The 16,862-nt window shown below is 74.1% G+C and carries 13 protein-coding genes and 3 pseudogenes; 7 read left to right on the top strand and 9 right to left on the bottom strand.

Annotation, left to right across the window (positions count from 1 at the left end):
- Window positions 1–123: 123 nt before the first annotated feature.
- On the bottom strand, window positions 124–339 hold the full coding sequence (locus ABD223_RS17220; RefSeq protein WP_344037251.1) for an MbtH family protein: 216 nt from the start codon (window positions 337–339) through the stop codon (window positions 124–126).
- A 26-nt stretch (window positions 340–365) separates the two neighbouring features.
- Here ABD223_RS17220 and ABD223_RS43570 point away from each other — a divergent pair.
- Both ABD223_RS43570 and ABD223_RS17215 read left to right on the top strand, forming a co-directional pair.
- Window positions 366–983: pseudogene (locus ABD223_RS43570) on the top strand (hypothetical protein); the annotation flags it as partial.
- Window positions 984–1,098: 115 nt separating this feature from the next.
- Entirely contained in the window at window positions 1,099–4,080 is a 2,982-nt protein-coding gene (locus tag ABD223_RS17215; RefSeq protein ID WP_344037250.1) for an AfsR/SARP family transcriptional regulator, read from the top strand.
- Between the two features lie 112 nt (window positions 4,081–4,192).
- On the opposite strand, the gene ABD223_RS17210 is transcribed toward ABD223_RS17215, so the two are convergent.
- From ABD223_RS17210 to ABD223_RS17185, 6 genes are all read right to left on the bottom strand, one after another.
- Window positions 4,193–4,750, bottom strand: a complete 558-nt coding sequence (locus ABD223_RS17210) for an RICIN domain-containing protein (RefSeq protein ID WP_344037249.1) — start codon at window positions 4,748–4,750, stop codon at window positions 4,193–4,195.
- Window positions 4,751–4,834: 84 nt separating this feature from the next.
- Window positions 4,835–5,629, bottom strand: a complete 795-nt coding sequence (locus tag ABD223_RS17205; RefSeq protein ID WP_344037248.1) for an SDR family NAD(P)-dependent oxidoreductase — start codon at window positions 5,627–5,629, stop codon at window positions 4,835–4,837.
- Between the two features lie 54 nt (window positions 5,630–5,683).
- Window positions 5,684–7,078, bottom strand: a complete 1,395-nt coding sequence (locus ABD223_RS17200; protein WP_344037247.1) for a pyridoxal phosphate-dependent decarboxylase family protein — start codon at window positions 7,076–7,078, stop codon at window positions 5,684–5,686.
- The gene (locus ABD223_RS17195) at window positions 7,075–8,340 is read right to left on the bottom strand and encodes an MFS transporter (protein WP_344037246.1); all 1,266 of its coding nucleotides are present in this window, start codon (window positions 8,338–8,340) and stop codon (window positions 7,075–7,077) included. Before ABD223_RS17195 ends, ABD223_RS17200 begins: the two co-directional genes overlap by 4 nt.
- A 66-nt stretch (window positions 8,341–8,406) precedes the next feature.
- The gene (locus ABD223_RS17190; protein ID WP_344037281.1) at window positions 8,407–9,564 is read right to left on the bottom strand and encodes an RNA polymerase sigma factor; all 1,158 of its coding nucleotides are present in this window, start codon (window positions 9,562–9,564) and stop codon (window positions 8,407–8,409) included.
- A gap of 8 nt (window positions 9,565–9,572) precedes the next feature.
- Window positions 9,573–9,980 (bottom strand): YciI family protein, encoded by a 408-nt coding sequence (locus ABD223_RS17185; RefSeq protein WP_344037245.1) that lies wholly within the window; start codon window positions 9,978–9,980, stop codon window positions 9,573–9,575.
- A gap of 284 nt (window positions 9,981–10,264) precedes the next feature.
- Here ABD223_RS17185 and ABD223_RS17180 point away from each other — a divergent pair, with 284 nt between their 5' ends.
- Window positions 10,265–12,019 carry a DUF6055 domain-containing protein gene (locus tag ABD223_RS17180; RefSeq protein WP_344037244.1) on the top strand — a complete coding sequence of 585 codons (1,755 nt, stop codon included), beginning with the start codon at window positions 10,265–10,267 and terminating at the stop codon, window positions 12,017–12,019.
- Window positions 12,020–12,239: 220 nt separating this feature from the next.
- Window positions 12,240–13,100: an SDR family oxidoreductase gene (locus ABD223_RS17175; RefSeq protein ID WP_344037243.1), complete on the top strand. Its 861-nt coding sequence runs from the start codon at window positions 12,240–12,242 to the stop codon at window positions 13,098–13,100.
- Window positions 13,101–13,134: 34 nt separating this feature from the next.
- Here the strand turns inward: ABD223_RS17175 and ABD223_RS17170 are convergent, their stop codons facing one another.
- The gene (locus ABD223_RS17170) at window positions 13,135–14,091 is read right to left on the bottom strand and encodes a cyclase family protein (RefSeq protein WP_344037242.1); all 957 of its coding nucleotides are present in this window, start codon (window positions 14,089–14,091) and stop codon (window positions 13,135–13,137) included.
- A 284-nt stretch (window positions 14,092–14,375) separates the two neighbouring features.
- On the opposite strand from ABD223_RS17170, the pseudogene ABD223_RS43565 reads away from it, so the two are divergent.
- Window positions 14,376–14,738 (top strand): annotated as a pseudogene (locus ABD223_RS43565) (SDR family NAD(P)-dependent oxidoreductase); the annotation flags it as partial.
- On the opposite strand, the pseudogene ABD223_RS43560 reads toward ABD223_RS43565, so the two are convergent.
- Window positions 14,714–14,953 (bottom strand): annotated as a pseudogene (locus ABD223_RS43560) (hypothetical protein); the annotation flags it as partial. The pseudogenes ABD223_RS43565 and ABD223_RS43560 sit on opposite strands and share 25 nt — an antisense overlap.
- Between ABD223_RS43560 and ABD223_RS17165 the strand changes: the two are divergent.
- A complete protein-coding gene (locus ABD223_RS17165; protein ID WP_344037280.1) occupies window positions 14,923–15,717 on the top strand; it encodes an nSTAND1 domain-containing NTPase in 795 nt (264 codons plus the stop codon). The pseudogene ABD223_RS43560 and the gene ABD223_RS17165 overlap by 31 nt on opposite strands.
- A 217-nt stretch (window positions 15,718–15,934) precedes the next feature.
- Window positions 15,935–16,855 (top strand): hypothetical protein, encoded by a 921-nt coding sequence (locus tag ABD223_RS17160; protein ID WP_344037241.1) that lies wholly within the window; start codon window positions 15,935–15,937, stop codon window positions 16,853–16,855.
- Window positions 16,856–16,862: the final 7 nt, after the last annotated feature.

Raw genomic sequence — 16,862 nt, 5'->3', positions numbered from 1 at the left:
GTGTTTCCCGCGCATGCCTGAAGGGGCCACCGGGAATACCCGGCGGCCGAATCTGCGCACGGCGGCGTACGCCCCGTTCACGAGGACGGGGTGAATTCTTCGAGAGGTCGGACGAGAGCGCCGTCAGCCGGACTGGGCGGCGAGGTGCTCTCGGACGCTGCGCGGGCGCATGTCGGTCCAGACCTGGTCGATGTGGGCGAGGCAGTCGTCCCTGGAGCCTCTCTTGCCCTCGGCTCGCCACCCCGGCGGGAGGTCCCGGTCGGCGAACCAGATCGAGTGTTGGTCTTCGTCGTTGATGACGACGAGGAATTCGCGGTAATCCGCGTTGTCGGTGCTCATGGTGTTACCTCTGCTGCCCTTGGCGGATGTGGGCGTTGATGTGTCGAGCACGCTACGCGGCCGACGGCCGCACAAGAAATCCACTGAATGGTCGAACCGGCCATAGAAGAAGCCCCGCGCGGGTTATCAACAGTTCCTATCGTTCGTCGCGGCGCGTGTTCGAGCGGTTACTGTTCTCTTTCCTGGTCGGTGGCGGAAACTTTTGCAACCGACAGTGTCGTCCAAAAGTAGTCACTTCCGTTGGGCTGATCAGCCTGGCTGAATCGATTTCTGCCGTTTCTGCGGTTGGGTGTGCACGCACCGTGACGGGGCGCTATGTCGCCGCCGTGAGCGGTGGCGGCGAGACCCACGACGACATCAGCGGCGAGGTGCGGGGCGGATCCGCGGTGCGGGCTCACCACATCGGCTCGGTCAACTACCGCCTGTCACCACCGGCGCCCGTGGAGCCTTCTTGCGAGAAGCACCTCCGCGACCACTCCCGATTCGTGGACCGCACCCTGCTATCGGACCTGCCGGATCGCCCCGACGCCCAGGCGGACATCGGGTGGTGGCTGTTCAACCGGTGGGTCAGGCAACGGGCGGAGGTCGTCAAGCGCCAGTCAATCGGCGACCTGCTCGCGCGCGTCGACACCGGGCCGCCGGCCGAGGCCTCGCCGAATTCCGCGCCGCGATCCCGAAGATCCCCTGGGTCGGATGACCCGCGAACCGCGAATCCCGCCCCAAGTCCACCGTGTACGGTTCCGCCGGGGGTGCGAGCTGGTGGACTTCGGGATCCTGGGCCCGTTCACGGACGGGCGGCCCGGGGACGCGGCGCCGCTGAGCGGCAGGCAACGGCTGGTGCTCGCGGTCCTGCTGGTCAACGCCGGCCACCCGGTGCCGGCCTCCCGCCTGGTCGACCTCCTGTGGTCCGACCCGCCCGGCACGGCCAAGGCCCAGCTGCACAACGCGGTGAGCGCGGTCCGCACCGCCTGCGGCGCGGACCTGGTCACCACCCGCCCCGCCGGGTACGTGCTCGACCTCGACGGCCACCGCCTGGACCTGCTGGAGTTCCGCTCGCTCGTGACCGAGGCGCGGGACGCCACCGCGCGGGGTGACGACGACCGGGCGGTCACCGCGCTGACCGGGGCGCTGGAGCTGTGGCGCGGACCGGCGCTGGTCGACGTCCCGGGGGACTGGGCCGCGGCGATGGGCCGCACCCTGGGTGAGGAGAAGGCCGAGGCCGCGCAGGCGCGCCTGGAGGCGATGCTCGCGCTCGGGCGGTTCGACGCGGTGGCGAGGGACGTCGTCGCCGCGATCGCCGAGGACCCGTACCGCGAGCGGCTGCACGAGGTGCACCTGCTCGCCCTGGCCGCCGTGGGCCGCAAGGCCGACGCGCTGGCCGCCTACCGCGAGACCTTCCGCAGGTTCGTCGACGACCTGGGCATCGAGCCCGGTCAGGCCCTGCGGGAGGTGGAGCGGCGGGTGCTGCGGGACGAGGTGCCGGTCGTGGGCGCCGCCGTGCGCAAGCCGCGCCAGTTGCCGCCCCGGGCCGCGCAGCTGACCGGTCGGGACGCCCTCGTCGCGGCGATCGCGGACTCGCTGCGGCGGACCACCGACGCGTCGCCGCCGGTCGCCGTGCTGGTCGGGCCCGGTGGTGTCGGCAAGACCGCGCTCGCCGTCGCGGTCGGCCACGCCGTGTCCGCGCGGTTCCCGGACGGGCAGGTGTTCGTCGACCTGCGCGGCGCGCACCCCGACCCCGCCGACCCGCACGCCGTCACGGGCAACGTCCTGCGCGCCCTGGGCGTCGACGGCGCGACGCTGCCCGAGGACCGCGACGAGCGGACCGCGGCGTACCGCAGCCACCTCGCGGACCGCGCGGTGCTGCTCGTGCTGGACGACGCGGCGAGCGAGGAGCAGGTCCGGCCGCTGCTGCCCGGCACCGGGCGGTGCGCCACCGCGGTGACGTCGCGCCGGCAGCTCGGGGCGCTGCTGGGCGCGGCCCGCCACCAGGTGCCGCTGCTCGACCGGGACGACGCCCTCGCGCTGCTGACGCGGATCGCCGGCGAGGACCGCGCCGTCGCCGAGCCGGACGCGGCGCGCGAGGTGGTCCGGCTCTGCGGGAACCTGCCGCTGGCCGTGTGCATCGCGGCGGCCCGGCTCGCGATCAACCCGCACTGGACCTTCGGGGAGTTCCGCGAGCGGCTGGCCGGTGAGCGCGCCCGCCTGGACGAACTCGTCGTCGGCGACCTGGACGTCCGGGCCGGCATCGCGCTCGGCTACCGCGCCCTCGACCCCGGCGCGCGGCGGCTGCTGCGCAGGCTCGGGCTGGTGGCCGCGCCGGACTGGCCGCGCTGGGTGGCCGAGGAGCTGGTCGGCGAACCCCTGCGCGGGCTGCTGGACCGGCTCACCGAGGCGCACCTGGTCGACACCACCGGCAAGGACGCCGTCGGCCAGGTCCGGTACCGGCTGCACGACCTGGTCGCCGACTTCGCCCGGGAACGGGTGGCGGAGGAGGACGACGCGGGGGAGTGCGACGAGGCGGTGACCCGGGTGGTGTCGGGCTGGCTCGCGCTGGCGGCCACCGCCGACGAACTCGTGCCGCACGGCACCACCTACTCCGCCGGCCTCCCCGTGCCGCGGCCACCGCGCGCCGCGCCGGGCATCGCCGGGGACCTGGCCGTCGAGTGGTTCGAGGCCGAGCGGCACGGCGTCGGGGTGGCGGTCGACGAGGCCCTGCGCTCGGGGCGGCCGGACCTCGCCGCGCGCCTGGCGCTGCACATGTCGGGCTTCCTCACCCTGCGCGCGCACGACCACCAGCGCGAGGACCTGTTCCGCCGGGTGGTCGCCGAGGTCCGCGGACGGGGCCTGGAGGCGCTGCTCCTCCGGCTGCTGCCCGCGTTCTACGAGGCGTGCAGCCAGGTGGAACTCCTCACCGAGCTGCCCGCGATCGCCGCCGAGCACCTGGAGCTGGCCAGGGCGTCGGGCGACCGGGGCGCGGAGGTGATGGCGCTGTGGCAGGCCGGCCGCGCGGCGCGGGTGCTCGGCCGGTTCGCCGAGGCGCTGCCCTGGCTGGACCAGGCCGTCCGGCTGTCACGTGAGCCGGGGGTGGACCCGTCCCTGCTGGCCAGCGCCCTGGCCGGGCTGGGCAACGCCCACGTCGACGCCGGGCGCCCGGAGCTGGCGCTGCCGTTCCTGGAGGAGGCGGTGGCGCGGGCCCGGGAGTCCGGCAGGTCCCGGGAGGTGACGCTCAAGCTCTACAACCTCGCCGTCGCCCTGGCGGACCTGGGCCGGTGGGCGGAGGCCGACGGGGTGCTGGCCGAGATGCTCGGCATCACCGAGGAGATCGGGGACGACACGGGCACCGCGTTCGTCCGGGCCGCGTCGGCGCAGGTGGCCCTGGGCCGGGGCGACCTGGTCGCCGCCGCCGGGCACGTCGACGCCGCGGTGCGGGCGGGCGAGCTGCTGGGCAACGAGTACCTGCTCGCCGGAGCCGTGCGCCTGCGCGGCGACCTGCACGCGGCACGGGGGTGCTGGCGGGAGGCCGTGCCGCCGCTGGTCGAGTCGCTGGAGCTGTGGCGGCGGATCGACACGCCGGTGGAGGTGGCGCGCACGCTCGCCAGGCTGCACGTCGCCCACGACGCGCTCGGCGAGACCGCGACCGCCTCGCGCCACCGCGACGAGTGCCGGCGGGTGCTGGCCGAGCTGACCCTGGACGAGGACAGCCTGAGGCTCCCGCCGCACCTGGCCGCCCGGCGCCCCTGATCCGGCGGGGGTCGGCGTGCGGCAGACCACCGGCCCACCGGGCGCGGACCCCTCGCACCGCGCCCGGCGGGTCGGAGCGGGACCGCGGTCCCGCTCCGACGACCTCGGTCGATCAGTACAGGCGCCACTTCTGCGCCGCGCCGTCCCCGCAACCCCACTGGATGATCTCGACCCCGGGCGAGGTCCACCCGGCGTAGACCGACAGGCACTGGTTCGTCTTGACGTTCCGCAGGCGCGACGCCTTGTCCCACGCCCACATCTGGTCGCTGTTGCCGGAGCACTCGAACTGCGCGACCGCCGCGCCCTGGGTGGTGGAGCCGCCCGGCACGCCCAGGCACAGGGGCCGGTCGCCGAAGAAGCTCTCGTAGGGCGACAGGCCGATCACCGGGTTGCCGTAGCCGTCGGTGTACCAGTCCAGGACGACGAACTGCTTGGCCGCGGTGTCGGGTTCGCAGTCGAACTGCGTGGCCTGCACGCCGACGGTCCGGGAACCGCCCGGGATCGACAGGCACAGCCCGCTGTTGTCGTTCCGGAACCGGAACCCGGCGTCGGACTGGTCGGTGGACTGGTCGGGCGCCGCGCTCGCGGTGGCCGTCGTGCCCACGACCGCCAGGACGGCCGCGGCGACGACCGCCGCGCAGGACCGCAGGAACTCGACTCGACTCGGCATGGTTCTCCTCTGCGCTGTTCGTGAAGACGCCGAGATCGTCCGCCGAGCCTCTAACAAACCTCTAACCGCGCCACGCGCGACGCGCTACGGCACGATCGAGTCCACGTACCCGCCGTCCACCCGCACCGCCGCCCCGGTGGTCGCCGAGGCCAACGGCGAGGCCAGGTACGTGCACAGGTTCGCGATCTCCTCGGGCTCGATCAGCCGACCCAGCAGCGATTGCGGCCGGTGCAGGCGCATGAACTCCCGCTGCGCCTCGTCCCACGGCAGCGACCGGTCCACCAGCTCGTACACGAAGTCCTCGACCCCGCCCGTGCGCGTCGGCCCGGCGATCACGCAGTTCACCGTCACCCCGCTGCCCGCCGCCTCCTTGGCGAACCCGCGCGACACCCCCAGCAGCGCCGTCTTCGACACGCCGTAGTGGATCATCTCCGCGGGGATCACCACGGCCGAGTCGCTGGCGATGTACTGCACCCGCCCCCAGCCGCGCTCCCGCATCCCCGGCAGGTACGCCCTGGTCAGCCGCACCGCCGCCAGCACGTTGACCTCGAAGTACCGCCGCCACTCGTCGTCGGTGATCTCCAGGGCCGGGCGCGAGCCGAAGATGCCGACGTTGTTGACCAGGACGTCGACCACCGGCAGGGCGTCGACCAGGGCCGAAGCGCCTTCCGCACTGGCCACGTCACCCGGCGCGGCCACCACCTCGGCGCCCGGCACGGCCTCCCGCAGCCGCGCCACCGCCTCGTCCACCGCGTCCGGTTTGCGCCCGTTGACCGCCGTCCGCGCGCCGGCCCGCGCCAGGCCCACCGCGATGGCCTCGCCGATGCCCTGCGTCGAACCGGTGACCAGTGCCGTCTTCCCGCTCAGATCAAGGTGCACGACCCCCATGATCGCGCAAACGGCCCAACCCCGCCTCGGGAGCCCGACCCCGCCTCAGGAGTACAGCGCGCCCAGGAACTCCACGAGCAGCCGTTCGCGCAGCGCGGGCGACGCCGCCGCGAGCAGCGCGTTCACCGTCGCCATCCGCTCCGGCAGCACGCCCTCGCCACCCATCCCGGCCGCCGAGAGGAGCCCGGCGAACTCGGCGGGGGTCAACGCGCCGGGGTCGAGCGAGCCGATGAACCCCAGCACCTCCGGCGCCACCTCCACCGGCCCGGCCCCGACCGCCGCCGCCACCGAGGCGCGCAGGTCGTCCAGCAGCTCCTGCTCGTGCCCGGAGTTGGCGGCGGTGACGGTCAGGTGCAGGTTGGCGGGCGAGGGGCCGAAGGCGAACTGCGGCTGCACGTACCAGTTCCGCGCCTTCATCTCGTCGGCCACGGTGAACACGTCGAAGTCGTCCCGGTCTGCGGCCACCGCCAGCAGCGTGGCCTCCGGCGCGCCGAGCACCCGGAGCCCGTCGACCTCCTCGATCCCGGCGCGCAGCACCCGCGTGCTCTCCAACGCCCGCCGCGCCAACTCCCGGTACCCGTCGTCGCCGACGTGGCGCAGCACCGCCCAGGCGGCGGCCAGGGGACCACCTGAACGCGTCGACTGCGTGGTGGGGTTCAGCATCGTGTAGCCGGGCCAGGCCGCGCTGGCGAAGTACTGCGAGCGGCGCAGGTCGGCGTGGGCGTGCAGCAGCACCGACGTGCCCTTCGGGCAGTACGCGTACTTGTGCAGGTCCACCGAGATGCTGGTGACGCCGGGCACCGAGAAGTCGAACGGCGCCACCCCCTCGGCGTGGGGCAGCACCCACCCGCCGATGCACGCGTCCACGTGGCACCGCACCCCGCGCGAGGAGGCCGCCGCCGCGATCTCGGCCACCGGGTCGACCACGCCGTGCGCGTAGGACGGCGCGCTGGCCACCACGAGCACCGTGGAGTCGTCGATCGCCGCCGCCACCGCCGCCGGGTCGGCCCGGAACGTCACCGGGTCCACCGGCACGGGCACCGCCCGCACCCCGAAGTAGTGCGCCGCCTTGTGGAACGCCGCGTGCGCGGTCTCGGGCAGCACCATCGACGGTGAGGCGACGCCCGGCCGCGAGTCCCGCGCCGCGACCACCGCGAGCAGGCACGACTCGGTGCCGCCCGAGGTGACCGCGCCGACGGTCCCGGCGGTTCCGCCGAGCAGCCGGGCCGCGGTGCGCACCACGTCGTTCTCCAGCCGCAGCAGGCTCGGGAACGCGGTCGGGTCGAGCCCGTTCACCGACGACGCCAGCGCGTGCGCGGACGCCGCCAGCTCGTCCAGGCCCGGCAGCGCGCTGTCGTAGACGTAGGCCAGCGTGCGCCCGCCGTGCGTGGGCAGGTCTCCCGCCCGCAACGCGCGCAGCTCGGCCAGGACGTCGGTCATCGAGAGGTCTCCTCACGCAACAGGGGCAGGGCCACCACCGCCAGCACCGCGGGCACGGTGGTGAACCCGAGCAGAGCGGCGGTCACCGCGCCGGGGGACTGGGCGACCGAGCCGCCGGTGCTCGCGACGTACCCGCCCAGCGCCAGCACCAGCCCGTACACGCCGGGGCCCAGGGCCAGGCCGAGCGTCTCGCCGGCCGTCCACACGCCGGCGAACAGGCCCGCGCGCGTCGCGCCGACCCGCTCCTCCTCGGCGGTGATCACGTCCGGCAGCATCGCCAGCGGGAACACCTGCATCCCGGCGTACCCGACGCCGACCACCGCCATCAGCGCGAGCACCGCGCCGACCGGCAGCACCGGCGAGGCCAGCAGCCCCACCACGGCCACCGCGAACACCAGCGACGCCGCCACCAGGCCGAACCGCTTGCCGCGCCGCCGCCCGACCCGCTGCCACAGCGGCATGACCAGCAGCGCGGGCCCGACGAACCCGGCGAACAGCGCGGGCTGCCACGACCGGTCGCCCAGCACCAGCCGGGCGAAGTAGTCGACGCCCGCGAGCATCGTGCCCAGGCCCACGGCCTGCACCACGAACACCGCCAGCAGCGACCGGAACGACCGCGACCCGCGCACCGCCGCGAGCAGCTCGCGCGGCGACGCGGCCGTCGGCGCCCGCCGGACCGCGGGCACGCCGCGCGTGCCCGCGAAGACCACCGCGGTGCCCAGCACCATCACCGCCGCGACCGCGACCCCCATGCCGGGGTACCCGACGAGGTCGCGCACCGCGGGCGCGCCCGCGCCGCTGAGCAGGATCGCCAGCGCCAGGAACGCCATCCGCCACGCCATCAGCCGGGTGCGCTCGTCGTAGTCCTCGGTGATCTCCGCGGCCATGGCCACGTACGGGACCTGGAAGAACGCGTACGCCGTCGCGCAGGCCAGGAACACCAGCGCCACGTACACCGCCGCACCGGCCCCGGTGAACGGCCCGGCGAACAGCAGCGCGAACAGCGCCGCCGTGGCCAGGCCGCCGCGCAGCAGGAACGGCCGCCGCACGCCCGCCCGGTCGCTGAGGCGGCCCGCCACGGGGTTGAACAGCACGTCCCAGGCCTTCGGCACGAGCACCAGCAGCCCGGCGACCGCGGCGGGCACGGCCAGGCCGTCGGTCAGGTAGGGCAGCAGGAGCAGTCCGGGCACGGTGCCGAACGCGCCGGTGACGAACGACCCGGCCGCGTAACCCGCCCGAACCCCCTGGGTGATCTTCGGCATAGGCGGAAGATCTTCGCATTCCAGGTCCGCCGGGTGCCAGGGACGGTTCGGGCGGTGGCGCGGCGCCTACGGACCGTCAAGAACCCGACCGCGGGCGTTGAGCCGGGCGGCCTGGCGCGTCAGGTGGTTGACCTCGGCGAGGTTGGTCGCCTTGCGGGCCGCCTCCGCGTACAGCCGCGCCGCCGTCGCCAGGTCGCCGTCGCGCTCGCGCAGGTACGCCGACACCGCGGCGTGGCGGGGCAGCGAGGCGTCCAGCCCCGCGAGCGCCGCCAGGCCCGCGCGCGGGCCGTCGGCCTCGCCCACGGCCACCGCGCGGTTGAGCCGGACCACCGGGCTGTCGACCAGGAGCAGCAGCTCGTCGTACCACTCGACGATCTGCACCCAGTCGGTCCGCCCGGCGGTGGGCGCGTCGGCGTGCAGCGCCGCGATGGCGGCCTGGGCCTGGAACTCGCCCAGCCGGTCCCGGGCCAGCGCCGCCTGGAGGACCTCGACGCCCTCGGCGATCAACCGGGTGTCCCACCGGCCGCGGTCCTGCTCGGCGAGCGGCACCAGGCCGCCGTCGGGCGAGGTCCGGGCGGCGCGCCGGGCGTGGTGGAGCAGCATGAGGGCGAGCAGCCCCGCCACCTCCGGGTGGTCGATCGCGGCCGCGAGCTGCCGGGTGAGCCGGATGGCCTCCACCGCGAGGTCGACGTCGCCGGAGTAGCCCTCGTTGAACACCAGGTAGAGGACCCGCAGCACGGTGGCCACGTCGCCGGGCTGGTCGAACCGCACGCCGGCGACGGTGCGCTTGGCCCGGCTGATGCGCTGCGCCATGGTCGCCTCGGGCACCAGGTAGGCCTGGGCGATCTGGCGGGTGGTCAGGCCGCCCACGGCGCGCAGCGTGAGCGCGACCGCCGACGACGGCGTCAGCGACGGGTGGGCGCACAGGAAGTAGAGCTGGAGCGTGTCGTCCACCGCGGGCGCCGGTCCGGGCGCCGGCTCCTCGTCGACCAGGTCCTCCCGCCGCCGGCGGGACGCGTCCGCCCTGGTCGCGTCGAGGAACCGGCGCCAGGCCACGGCGACCAGCCAGCCCTTCGGGTCCCGGGGCGGGTCGGCGGGCCACGCGCGGACCGCCTCGACCAGCGCGTCCTGCACGGCGTCCTCGGCCGCCGCGAAGTCGGCTCCGCGGCGGACGAGGATCGCGAGGACGTTCGGCGTGAGGCCCCGGAGCAGGGCCTCGTCCAGGTGCCCGGTCACTCGGTGATGGTGGGCGGGGTGCTGAGGAACGGGCGCAGCTCCAGCCACTCGTGGATGGGCTTCCCGCCCGCACCGGGCGCGGCCGACAGCTCACCGGCCAGCTCGACGGCGCGCTCGTAGCCGTCGACGTCGATCACCATCCAGCCGGCGATGAGGTCCTTGGTCTCGGCGAACGGGCCGTCGGTGACGGGCGGGCGCCCCTCGCCGTCGTACCGGACGAACGTGCCCTCGGGCGCGAGGGCCTGGCCGTCGACGAACTCGCCGGCCTGCTCCAGCCGGGCGGCGAAGTCGTTCATGTACTGGACGTGGGCCGAGATCTCCTCCGGCGTCCACTGGTCCATCGGCACGTCGTTGACGGCCGACGGGGCGCCGCGGTAGTGCTTGAGCAGCAGGTACTTGGCCATGGTGTCTCTCCTCGGTGCCGGCGCGACCCATTGTGGTCGGCTTCCACGACGGGGACGGAGCCGGTCCCGGGTTCTCGACATCACCGGCCGGATCTTTTCCCGGCGGTCGGGTCGACCGCGCGGCCCGCGTCGAGTCGAACGGGTCGCGCCGTTCGACGCCGCCCTGGTGGGACTTGCCGAAAACGTTTTCGGACCCCATCCTGGCCCGACACCCGGATCCCTCGGTGCGAACACCGCCGTCCTTCGCGCCTCCCACGCCGTTCGACGAAAGGTGTTGTCGTCCGATGACGTACGACCTGCACGGCAGGCGCCCGCGGAGCGCGCGGGCGCTGCTCGCGGCCCTGATCGTGGGCGTGTTCGTCGCGGTGCTCGCGCCGCCGACCGCGTCCGCCGCGCCGAAGACGGTCTACCTCCCGGCCCGGTGGACGCAGACCGGCGAGGTGCCGTGGGCGCCCGAGCGCACGCGTGAGTCCACCAACTTCGTCCTGCTGTGGGGCGAGCGGTCCGGGACGAACCCGGTGTCCGCGCCCTCGCCGTACAACTTCGACCCCAGCAGCGTCATCACGCAGCTGGAGAACCTGTACTCGTTCTACGTGAACACCATGCGGTTCACGCCGGAAGCGGGGCTGCTGGCCCAGCACAAGATCATCGTCATCATCACCCGGACGTGGAACCGCACCGCGCTGGACGCGTGGGCGACGGGCGGTTCGGTGGACGGCCGGGTCGGCATCATCAACGTCGCGCCCGGCGCGGCGCTGCCCGGCTCGTGGGGCCTGGCGCACGAGCTGGCGCACGTGTTCCAGAACTACACGTTCCTCGGCCGCCCCGGCTACGGCTTCACCGCCCCGTACGCGGGCACGTTCTGGGAGACCGGCGCCGAGTTCATGGCGATGCAGGCGCTGCCGACGACCGCGGCGGGCGACCTGACGCGCTGGCTGCGCTCGGAGAACCTGTACTGGAGCTCCAGCCGCCACCACTACGGCAACTGGATGCTGATGCAGTACGTCAAGGACCGCGACGGCCTGGCGATGTTCAACCGCATGTGGAACGAGGCGCGCAGCGACGAGCACCCGCTGGAGGTCTACCGGCGGCTGGCCGGCATCACCCAGGCCGAGCTGAACCGGCGGATCGGCGAGTACGCCACCCGCAACGTCACCTGGGACTTCGGCAACCGCTCGACGCTCATGCCGTTCATCGACAACGTGTACGGCTCGGGCTTCCTCAAGGCCTACAACGGCGGCCTGGTCGAGCCGGTCGACGCGGCGGCGGGCCACTTCCGCGTGAACACCCGCGCCGCGCCCTCCGACTACGGCTTCAACAAGGTCAAGATGGTGGCCGCGGACGGCGCGCTGGTGAAGGTCCGGGTCAGGGGCCACGCCGAGACCGGCGCGACCGGCTGGGCCTTCGGCCTGGTGGCGGTGCGCAACGGCGTCCCGCGCTACTCGCCGGTGACGGTCGGGACCGACGGCCAGGTCACCTTCCAGCTCCAGCCCGGCGAGCGCGAGGTGTGGCTCGTGGTCACCGGCACGCCGACCGCCGTGCCGCGCTACGCCTTCCTCGACGGCTACCCCAAGGCGCGCCGCCACCCCTACGAGTTCCGGGTCTCCGGCGCCACGCCGTCCGGCTTCGAACCGGGCCACGTCAAGCCCGCCCCCACCGGCGGCGGCCGCTGGCACGCCAACGGCGGCGGCTGGGTCGCGAACACCGCCACGGTCGCCGCGTCCGCCTACGTCGGTCCCAAGGCCGCGGTCCACGGCCGCGCGACGGTCCGGGACAACGCGCGCATCGAGGGGCTGGGCTGGGTCAACGGCGGCACGGTCGCCGGCAACGCCGTGGTCAAGGACAACGCCCTGGTCCAGGACGGCGCGAACCTGTCCGGCACCGTCGTGGTGGGCGGTGACGCGGAGTTCGCGATCGCCTGCTCCTCGGGCACCTACCTGGCGTTCAACCCCGACCGGCGCTGCGACGGCGGCGGGGGAGAGGCCGACGTCAACCCGGCGCACGGCACGTTCCCGACCTCGGAGCTGGCGCTGAGCTGACGGTGCGGGCGGGCGTCGGCCGGGGCAGCGGCCTGCGCCCGCGGGTTCGGGGGTGCGCCGGCGCCCGCCGGTTCGGGGATGCGGAGGCCCGCCGGTTCGCGGGTGCGCCGGCGCCCGCCGGTCCGGCCCTCGGGCTCGCGCCGTGGTTCCCGGACTCGCGGGCCGGCCGCGGGCGCGACATGATCCACGCGCACCGCCCAGCCGCCCGGAGGGAACCACCGTGACCGACCCGCACCACCCCGTTCCCGCCGTCGCGGTCACCGGCGCCACCGGCCGCCTCGGCGGGCGCGTCGCCCACCGCCTGTCCGCCGCCGGCGTCGCCCAGCGGCTGCTCGTCCGCGACTCGTCCCGCGCGCCCCGGCTCCCCGCCGCGACCGCCGCCGTCGCGCCCTTCGCCGACCGCGCCGCCGTGCGCGCCGCCCTGACCGGAGTCGACCGGGTCCTCATGGTCTCGGCCTCGGAAACCCCGGACCGCGTGGAGCAGCACCGGGCGTTCGTCGACGCCGCCGCCGAAGCAGGCGTCACCCACCTGGTCTACATCTCCTTCTTCGGCGCGTCACCCGACGCCACCTTCACCCTCGCCCGCGACCACCACGCCACGGAGGAGCACATCCGGGCGAGCGGCCTGGCGCACACGTTCCTGCGCGACAACCTCTACGCCGACTTCACCCCGCACCTGGCCGGCGAGGACGGCGTGATCCGGGGCCCGGCCGGTGAGGGCCGGGCCGCCGTGGTGGCGCAGGACGACATCGCCGACGCCGCGACCGCCGTCCTGCTGGCGGCTCCCGACCACGCCGGCGCGACCTACGACCTCACCGGACCCGAGGCGCTGACCCTCGACGAGGTCGCCGGGGTCATCACCGAGGTCACCGGCCGCGCCACCACCTACCAGCGCGAGACCCGGGAGGAGGCCTACCGCTCCCGCGCCGCCTACGGCGCACCGGACTGGCAGCTGGACGCCTGGGTCTCCACCTACACCGCCATCGCCAACGGCGAACTGTCCGGCGTCACCGACCACGTCGAGCGCCTCACCGGCCACCCGGCCACGTCGTTGGCGGAGGTGCTGCGGAGGGCCGGGTGACCGGTGGAACACTGACGACGCGGCTCCGCCTCGGTCAGAACGTGGCGATCGGGTTGACCGGGCTGCCGGACGTGCCGGCGAATCGGACCGGCGCGACCGCGAGCTGGAAGTCCCACTGGTCCAGCTCGGCGGCCGTCGCCGCGCACGCCTCCAGGTCGCAGTTGTCCAGCAGCCACAGGCCCATCGCGACCAGCCCCACGGCGTGAACCGGCATCAACACGCCTTCGTACCCCGACGGCTGCACGTCCTGCGGGGTGTCGGCGCCGATCAGCGCGACCCCCCGCTCGTGCAGCCACGGCAGGCAGGACGCGTGCCAGCCGGCCTGCGTGAAACCGCCGGCCGCGCCGGCCTCGTGCCGGGCGCGGCCGTAGCCGGTCCGCAGGAGCACCGCGTCACCGGGCCGCACCCGCACGCCCTGGCGTCGCTCGGCCTCCTCCAGGTCCTCGGGGAACGCACCCCGCCCCGGTTCCAGCCACGGCACGTCGCGGACCCGCGCCACGTCCAGCAGGACACCCCGCGTGACGATCCCGTTCGCCGCCGCCGTGACCGCCGCCCACGCCGATCCCGTCGCCGCGTCGACCAGCGAGTGCGACCGCCCGTTGTACATCCTGCCGTCCCAGAACAGGTGGCACGGCGAGTCGACGTGGGTCACGGTGTTGCCGTGGAACGCGATGCCCAGCCGCTCGGACGAGAAGCCCCAGCGCCGGTCCTCGTGGAACTCCGGCGCCGGCATGTCCTCGGCGCCCGGCATGTCCGCCGCGCACGGGCACGTCGTCGTCGACCGCTCCATCTCCTCCGGCACGGCGACCTCCCACGCGCACGACACGCTCCTGCCGTGGCGCACGGCCCGCGCCGCCGCCAGCCGGACGTCGTCGGTGATGTGGTTCAGGGTGCCCAGCTCGTCGTCATCACCCCACCGCCCCCAGTTCGACAGCGCGTCGAAGTACCCGAGCACGTCGTCCTTCGTGGGCATCGACCGCCCAGCCGTCATCCCGACACCAACCCCCTGGTCGCGCGGCTCGACGGGCCGCCGGCCGGGGGTAGGTTACGGCACACCTGCGGCACCGGTGGTCGTCCGCGTCGCGTGGTGTCGAACAGGCGAGGACGAGCTCAGGCGGTTCGGCGAGCCGCCGAGCCGGGACGCGGCCCGCCTGCGCGACGCCGGGCGCACCCGGCGAGCGTCCTGCCCGACCTGGGCCGAACTGGGGCCCCGTAGAGGATCGTGCAAGGACCAGGGACGATGGTTCTATCGGTTCACCAGGTCAGAGCGATTGAATGGGATCACCACTTCTCCTGCCGGGCAGGAAGATGACTGCCCATCCGGGGATTCCACGACATCGCGGTGAGCACGCAGTGAAGACGGTTCCGATCACCGGCACGTCCTCCGGGTACGGGCGGGAAACCGCCCTCCACTTCCACGCCCGGGGCTGGGACGTCATCGCCACGATGCGCACCCCGCGTCCGGACCTCCTCCCCGAGTCGGACCGGCTCCGCGTCCTCGAACTCGACGTGACCGAGCCCGGGAGCATCACCGCCGCGTTCGAGGCGGCGGGACCCGTCGACGTCCTGGTCAACAACGCGGGCGTCCCGTCGATGGGCGTGTTCGAGGGCACCTCGATGGCCCGGGTGCGGGCGGCGTTCGAGACCAACACCTTCGGCGTGATGGCGACGACCCGGGCGGTGCGGCCGGTCAGGTCGAGCCGCCACTGCCGTCCGGGACGACCGTCGGCGATGGCGTCACCTCAGCGTTCGGCCACCACGCGCACCAGTGTGCGGAACTGTCCTGGCTGCAAGCCGGTGAAGGGCGCGACCCACTCGGGCCATTGGGTGGCGTTCCGCGCACGACCCCCCACCGCGGTGGGGGAAGATCCCCCTGATCACCTGGGGATGGGATGCCGCCCAGGCCGACGACGCGGCCTGGTTCTGCGGGCGCGACGACGAGGTCGACGAGCTGGTCGCCCGGGTGGGCGCGGGGCGCTTCGTGGCGGTGTTCGGCCCGTCCAGGTCGGGCGAGTCGTCGCTGCTGCGGGCGGGCCTGGCGCCGCGGTTGACCGCCGGGGGACCGGTGGTGCTGCTCACCCCGGGGCACGACCCGCTCGGGGAGTGCGCCGCCCACCTCGCGCGCCTGGTGGGGGCGACCGCGGGGGCGGTTCGCGCGGACCTGGCCGCCGACCGGCTCAACCTGCACCGGCTCGTGCGGCAGGCGCTGGTGGACCGGCCCGCGGAGGCGGAGCCGGCCCTGGTCGTCGACCAGTTCGAGGAGCTGTTCACCCTCTGCGGCGACGAGCGGGTCCGGCACGCCGGCGAGGTCGCCGCCGACACCACGGACCTCGTCGTGATCTCCTCGCTCAACGAGGGCTCCGGCGGGACAGGCGTGAGCCCGGACGGCGCGTTCGCCGCTACCCGGGGCCGCGACGCCACCACTCACCTGTGGGACCTGACGGACCCGCGCCGACCGCGGCGGGGCGGGATCCTGCCGGGGGCCAACGCCCTGTTCACCTTCGGCGGTGACGGTGCGCTGGTCGCCACGCCCGACCGGCGGAGGCGGTCGGGGAGCCCGTCGACGCCCCCGGGCGCCGCGGCCTTCGCGGCGGACCGGCTGCTGGTCACCGGATGAGGTGCATCGGCGAACTGCCGCCGGAACCGCTGTGCGACGGACCGGGGAGCGGGACCGCTCACCCGATCCCGGCGCGTCATTCGATCACTGACCTCACCCGCGTGCGACAGCCCTCACCGGCGGTCTGCGGCCGCTGACGTGCAGGCGGACGAGGTCGTGACCACCGGCGATCGGTTCCTCCCCGGCCCGACGATTCGGAGCTGGTAATTTCCTTCTCGTGGACCCGTCGAATTCACAGGACGACACCGACGGCACCGACTTGACCGAAGAAGTCGAGGATTTCTCGACAACGCGCAACACGATGAGCGGATCGGCTTCTGCGGCCGTCCAAGCCGGAATGATCACCGGTGGCGTCACGCAGAACACCGATCAGTCGACGCGGAACACCTATCACGTGCCGGGTGGGTGGATCGGCACCGTGCTCTTGGCCTGTTCGGTGATCTTGTCGGCGGTGCTGCTGGTCAAGGCCGTCGACGACGATCCACCGGAGCAGTCGAGGGGTGATGACTCCGCAGTTCCGCTGGTCGCGGCGGTCAAACCGGTCACTGACCCGTGCTCGTCGGACTGGTTCACCTCCAAGCCCGCCGACGAGGTCCGGGCGCTGTTGTCGGAGGGCGAGCCCCGATCCTGGACCGACCTGGCACCTCTCGCCGAGGGCGCGTCCGCGGACCGGGGCCTGGTCATGGTGACCCTGCAGGGCCTCCACCCCGACCGCAGCGTGATGATCACCGGAATCGGGATCGAGGTGCTCAGCCGCGAACCGCCGCCGCCGGGGATCCTTCTCGATGCTCCCTGCGGGGGTTCCGACAACTACCGGCACGTCGACATCGACCTGGACCAACCCCGGCCCCGGGCCGTCGGCAGGCCAGTGGACTCCAACGCGGTCGAGGAAGCCCACCGCAAGGGCTGGCGTGTCGATCCGATCGCCTTTCCGTACGAGATCACCAGCACCGATGCCGAGACGTTCCTGCTCGATGCCACCACCGCGTCGTGCGACTGCACCTGGATCGCCCACTTCGACTGGTCGGCCGGCGGGCGGACCGGCAGGCTGACCGTGCCGGACGGCGGCTCGTTCAGGGCCGTCAGCAGCGCGAACGCGACCCGGTGCAGCACGCTCACAGGGCTGACGTGCGGATGAGGCCGCA

The organism is Saccharothrix xinjiangensis (assembly GCF_039527585.1).
Classification (GTDB): domain Bacteria; phylum Actinomycetota; class Actinomycetes; order Mycobacteriales; family Pseudonocardiaceae; genus Actinosynnema; species Actinosynnema xinjiangensis.
This window is presented reverse-complemented; position numbering and strand designations above follow the sequence as displayed.

What these genes read in the sequence shown, in the direction of transcription:
- ABD223_RS17220 (WP_344037251.1), bottom strand. Translation starts at nt 339, where the DNA reads ATGAGCACCGACAACGCGGATTACCGCGAATTCCTCGTCGTCATCAAC.
- ABD223_RS17210 (WP_344037249.1), bottom strand. Translation starts at nt 4,750, where the DNA reads ATGCCGAGTCGAGTCGAGTTCCTGCGGTCCTGCGCGGCGGTCGTCGCC.
- ABD223_RS17200 (WP_344037247.1), bottom strand. Translation starts at nt 7,078, where the DNA reads ATGACCGACGTCCTGGCCGAGCTGCGCGCGTTGCGGGCGGGAGACCTG.
- ABD223_RS17195 (WP_344037246.1), bottom strand. Translation starts at nt 8,340, where the DNA reads ATGCCGAAGATCACCCAGGGGGTTCGGGCGGGTTACGCGGCCGGGTCG.
- ABD223_RS17185 (WP_344037245.1), bottom strand. Translation starts at nt 9,980, where the DNA reads ATGGCCAAGTACCTGCTGCTCAAGCACTACCGCGGCGCCCCGTCGGCC.
- ABD223_RS17180 (WP_344037244.1), top strand. Translation starts at nt 10,265, where the DNA reads ATGACGTACGACCTGCACGGCAGGCGCCCGCGGAGCGCGCGGGCGCTG.
- ABD223_RS17170 (WP_344037242.1), bottom strand. Translation starts at nt 14,091, where the DNA reads ATGACGGCTGGGCGGTCGATGCCCACGAAGGACGACGTGCTCGGGTAC.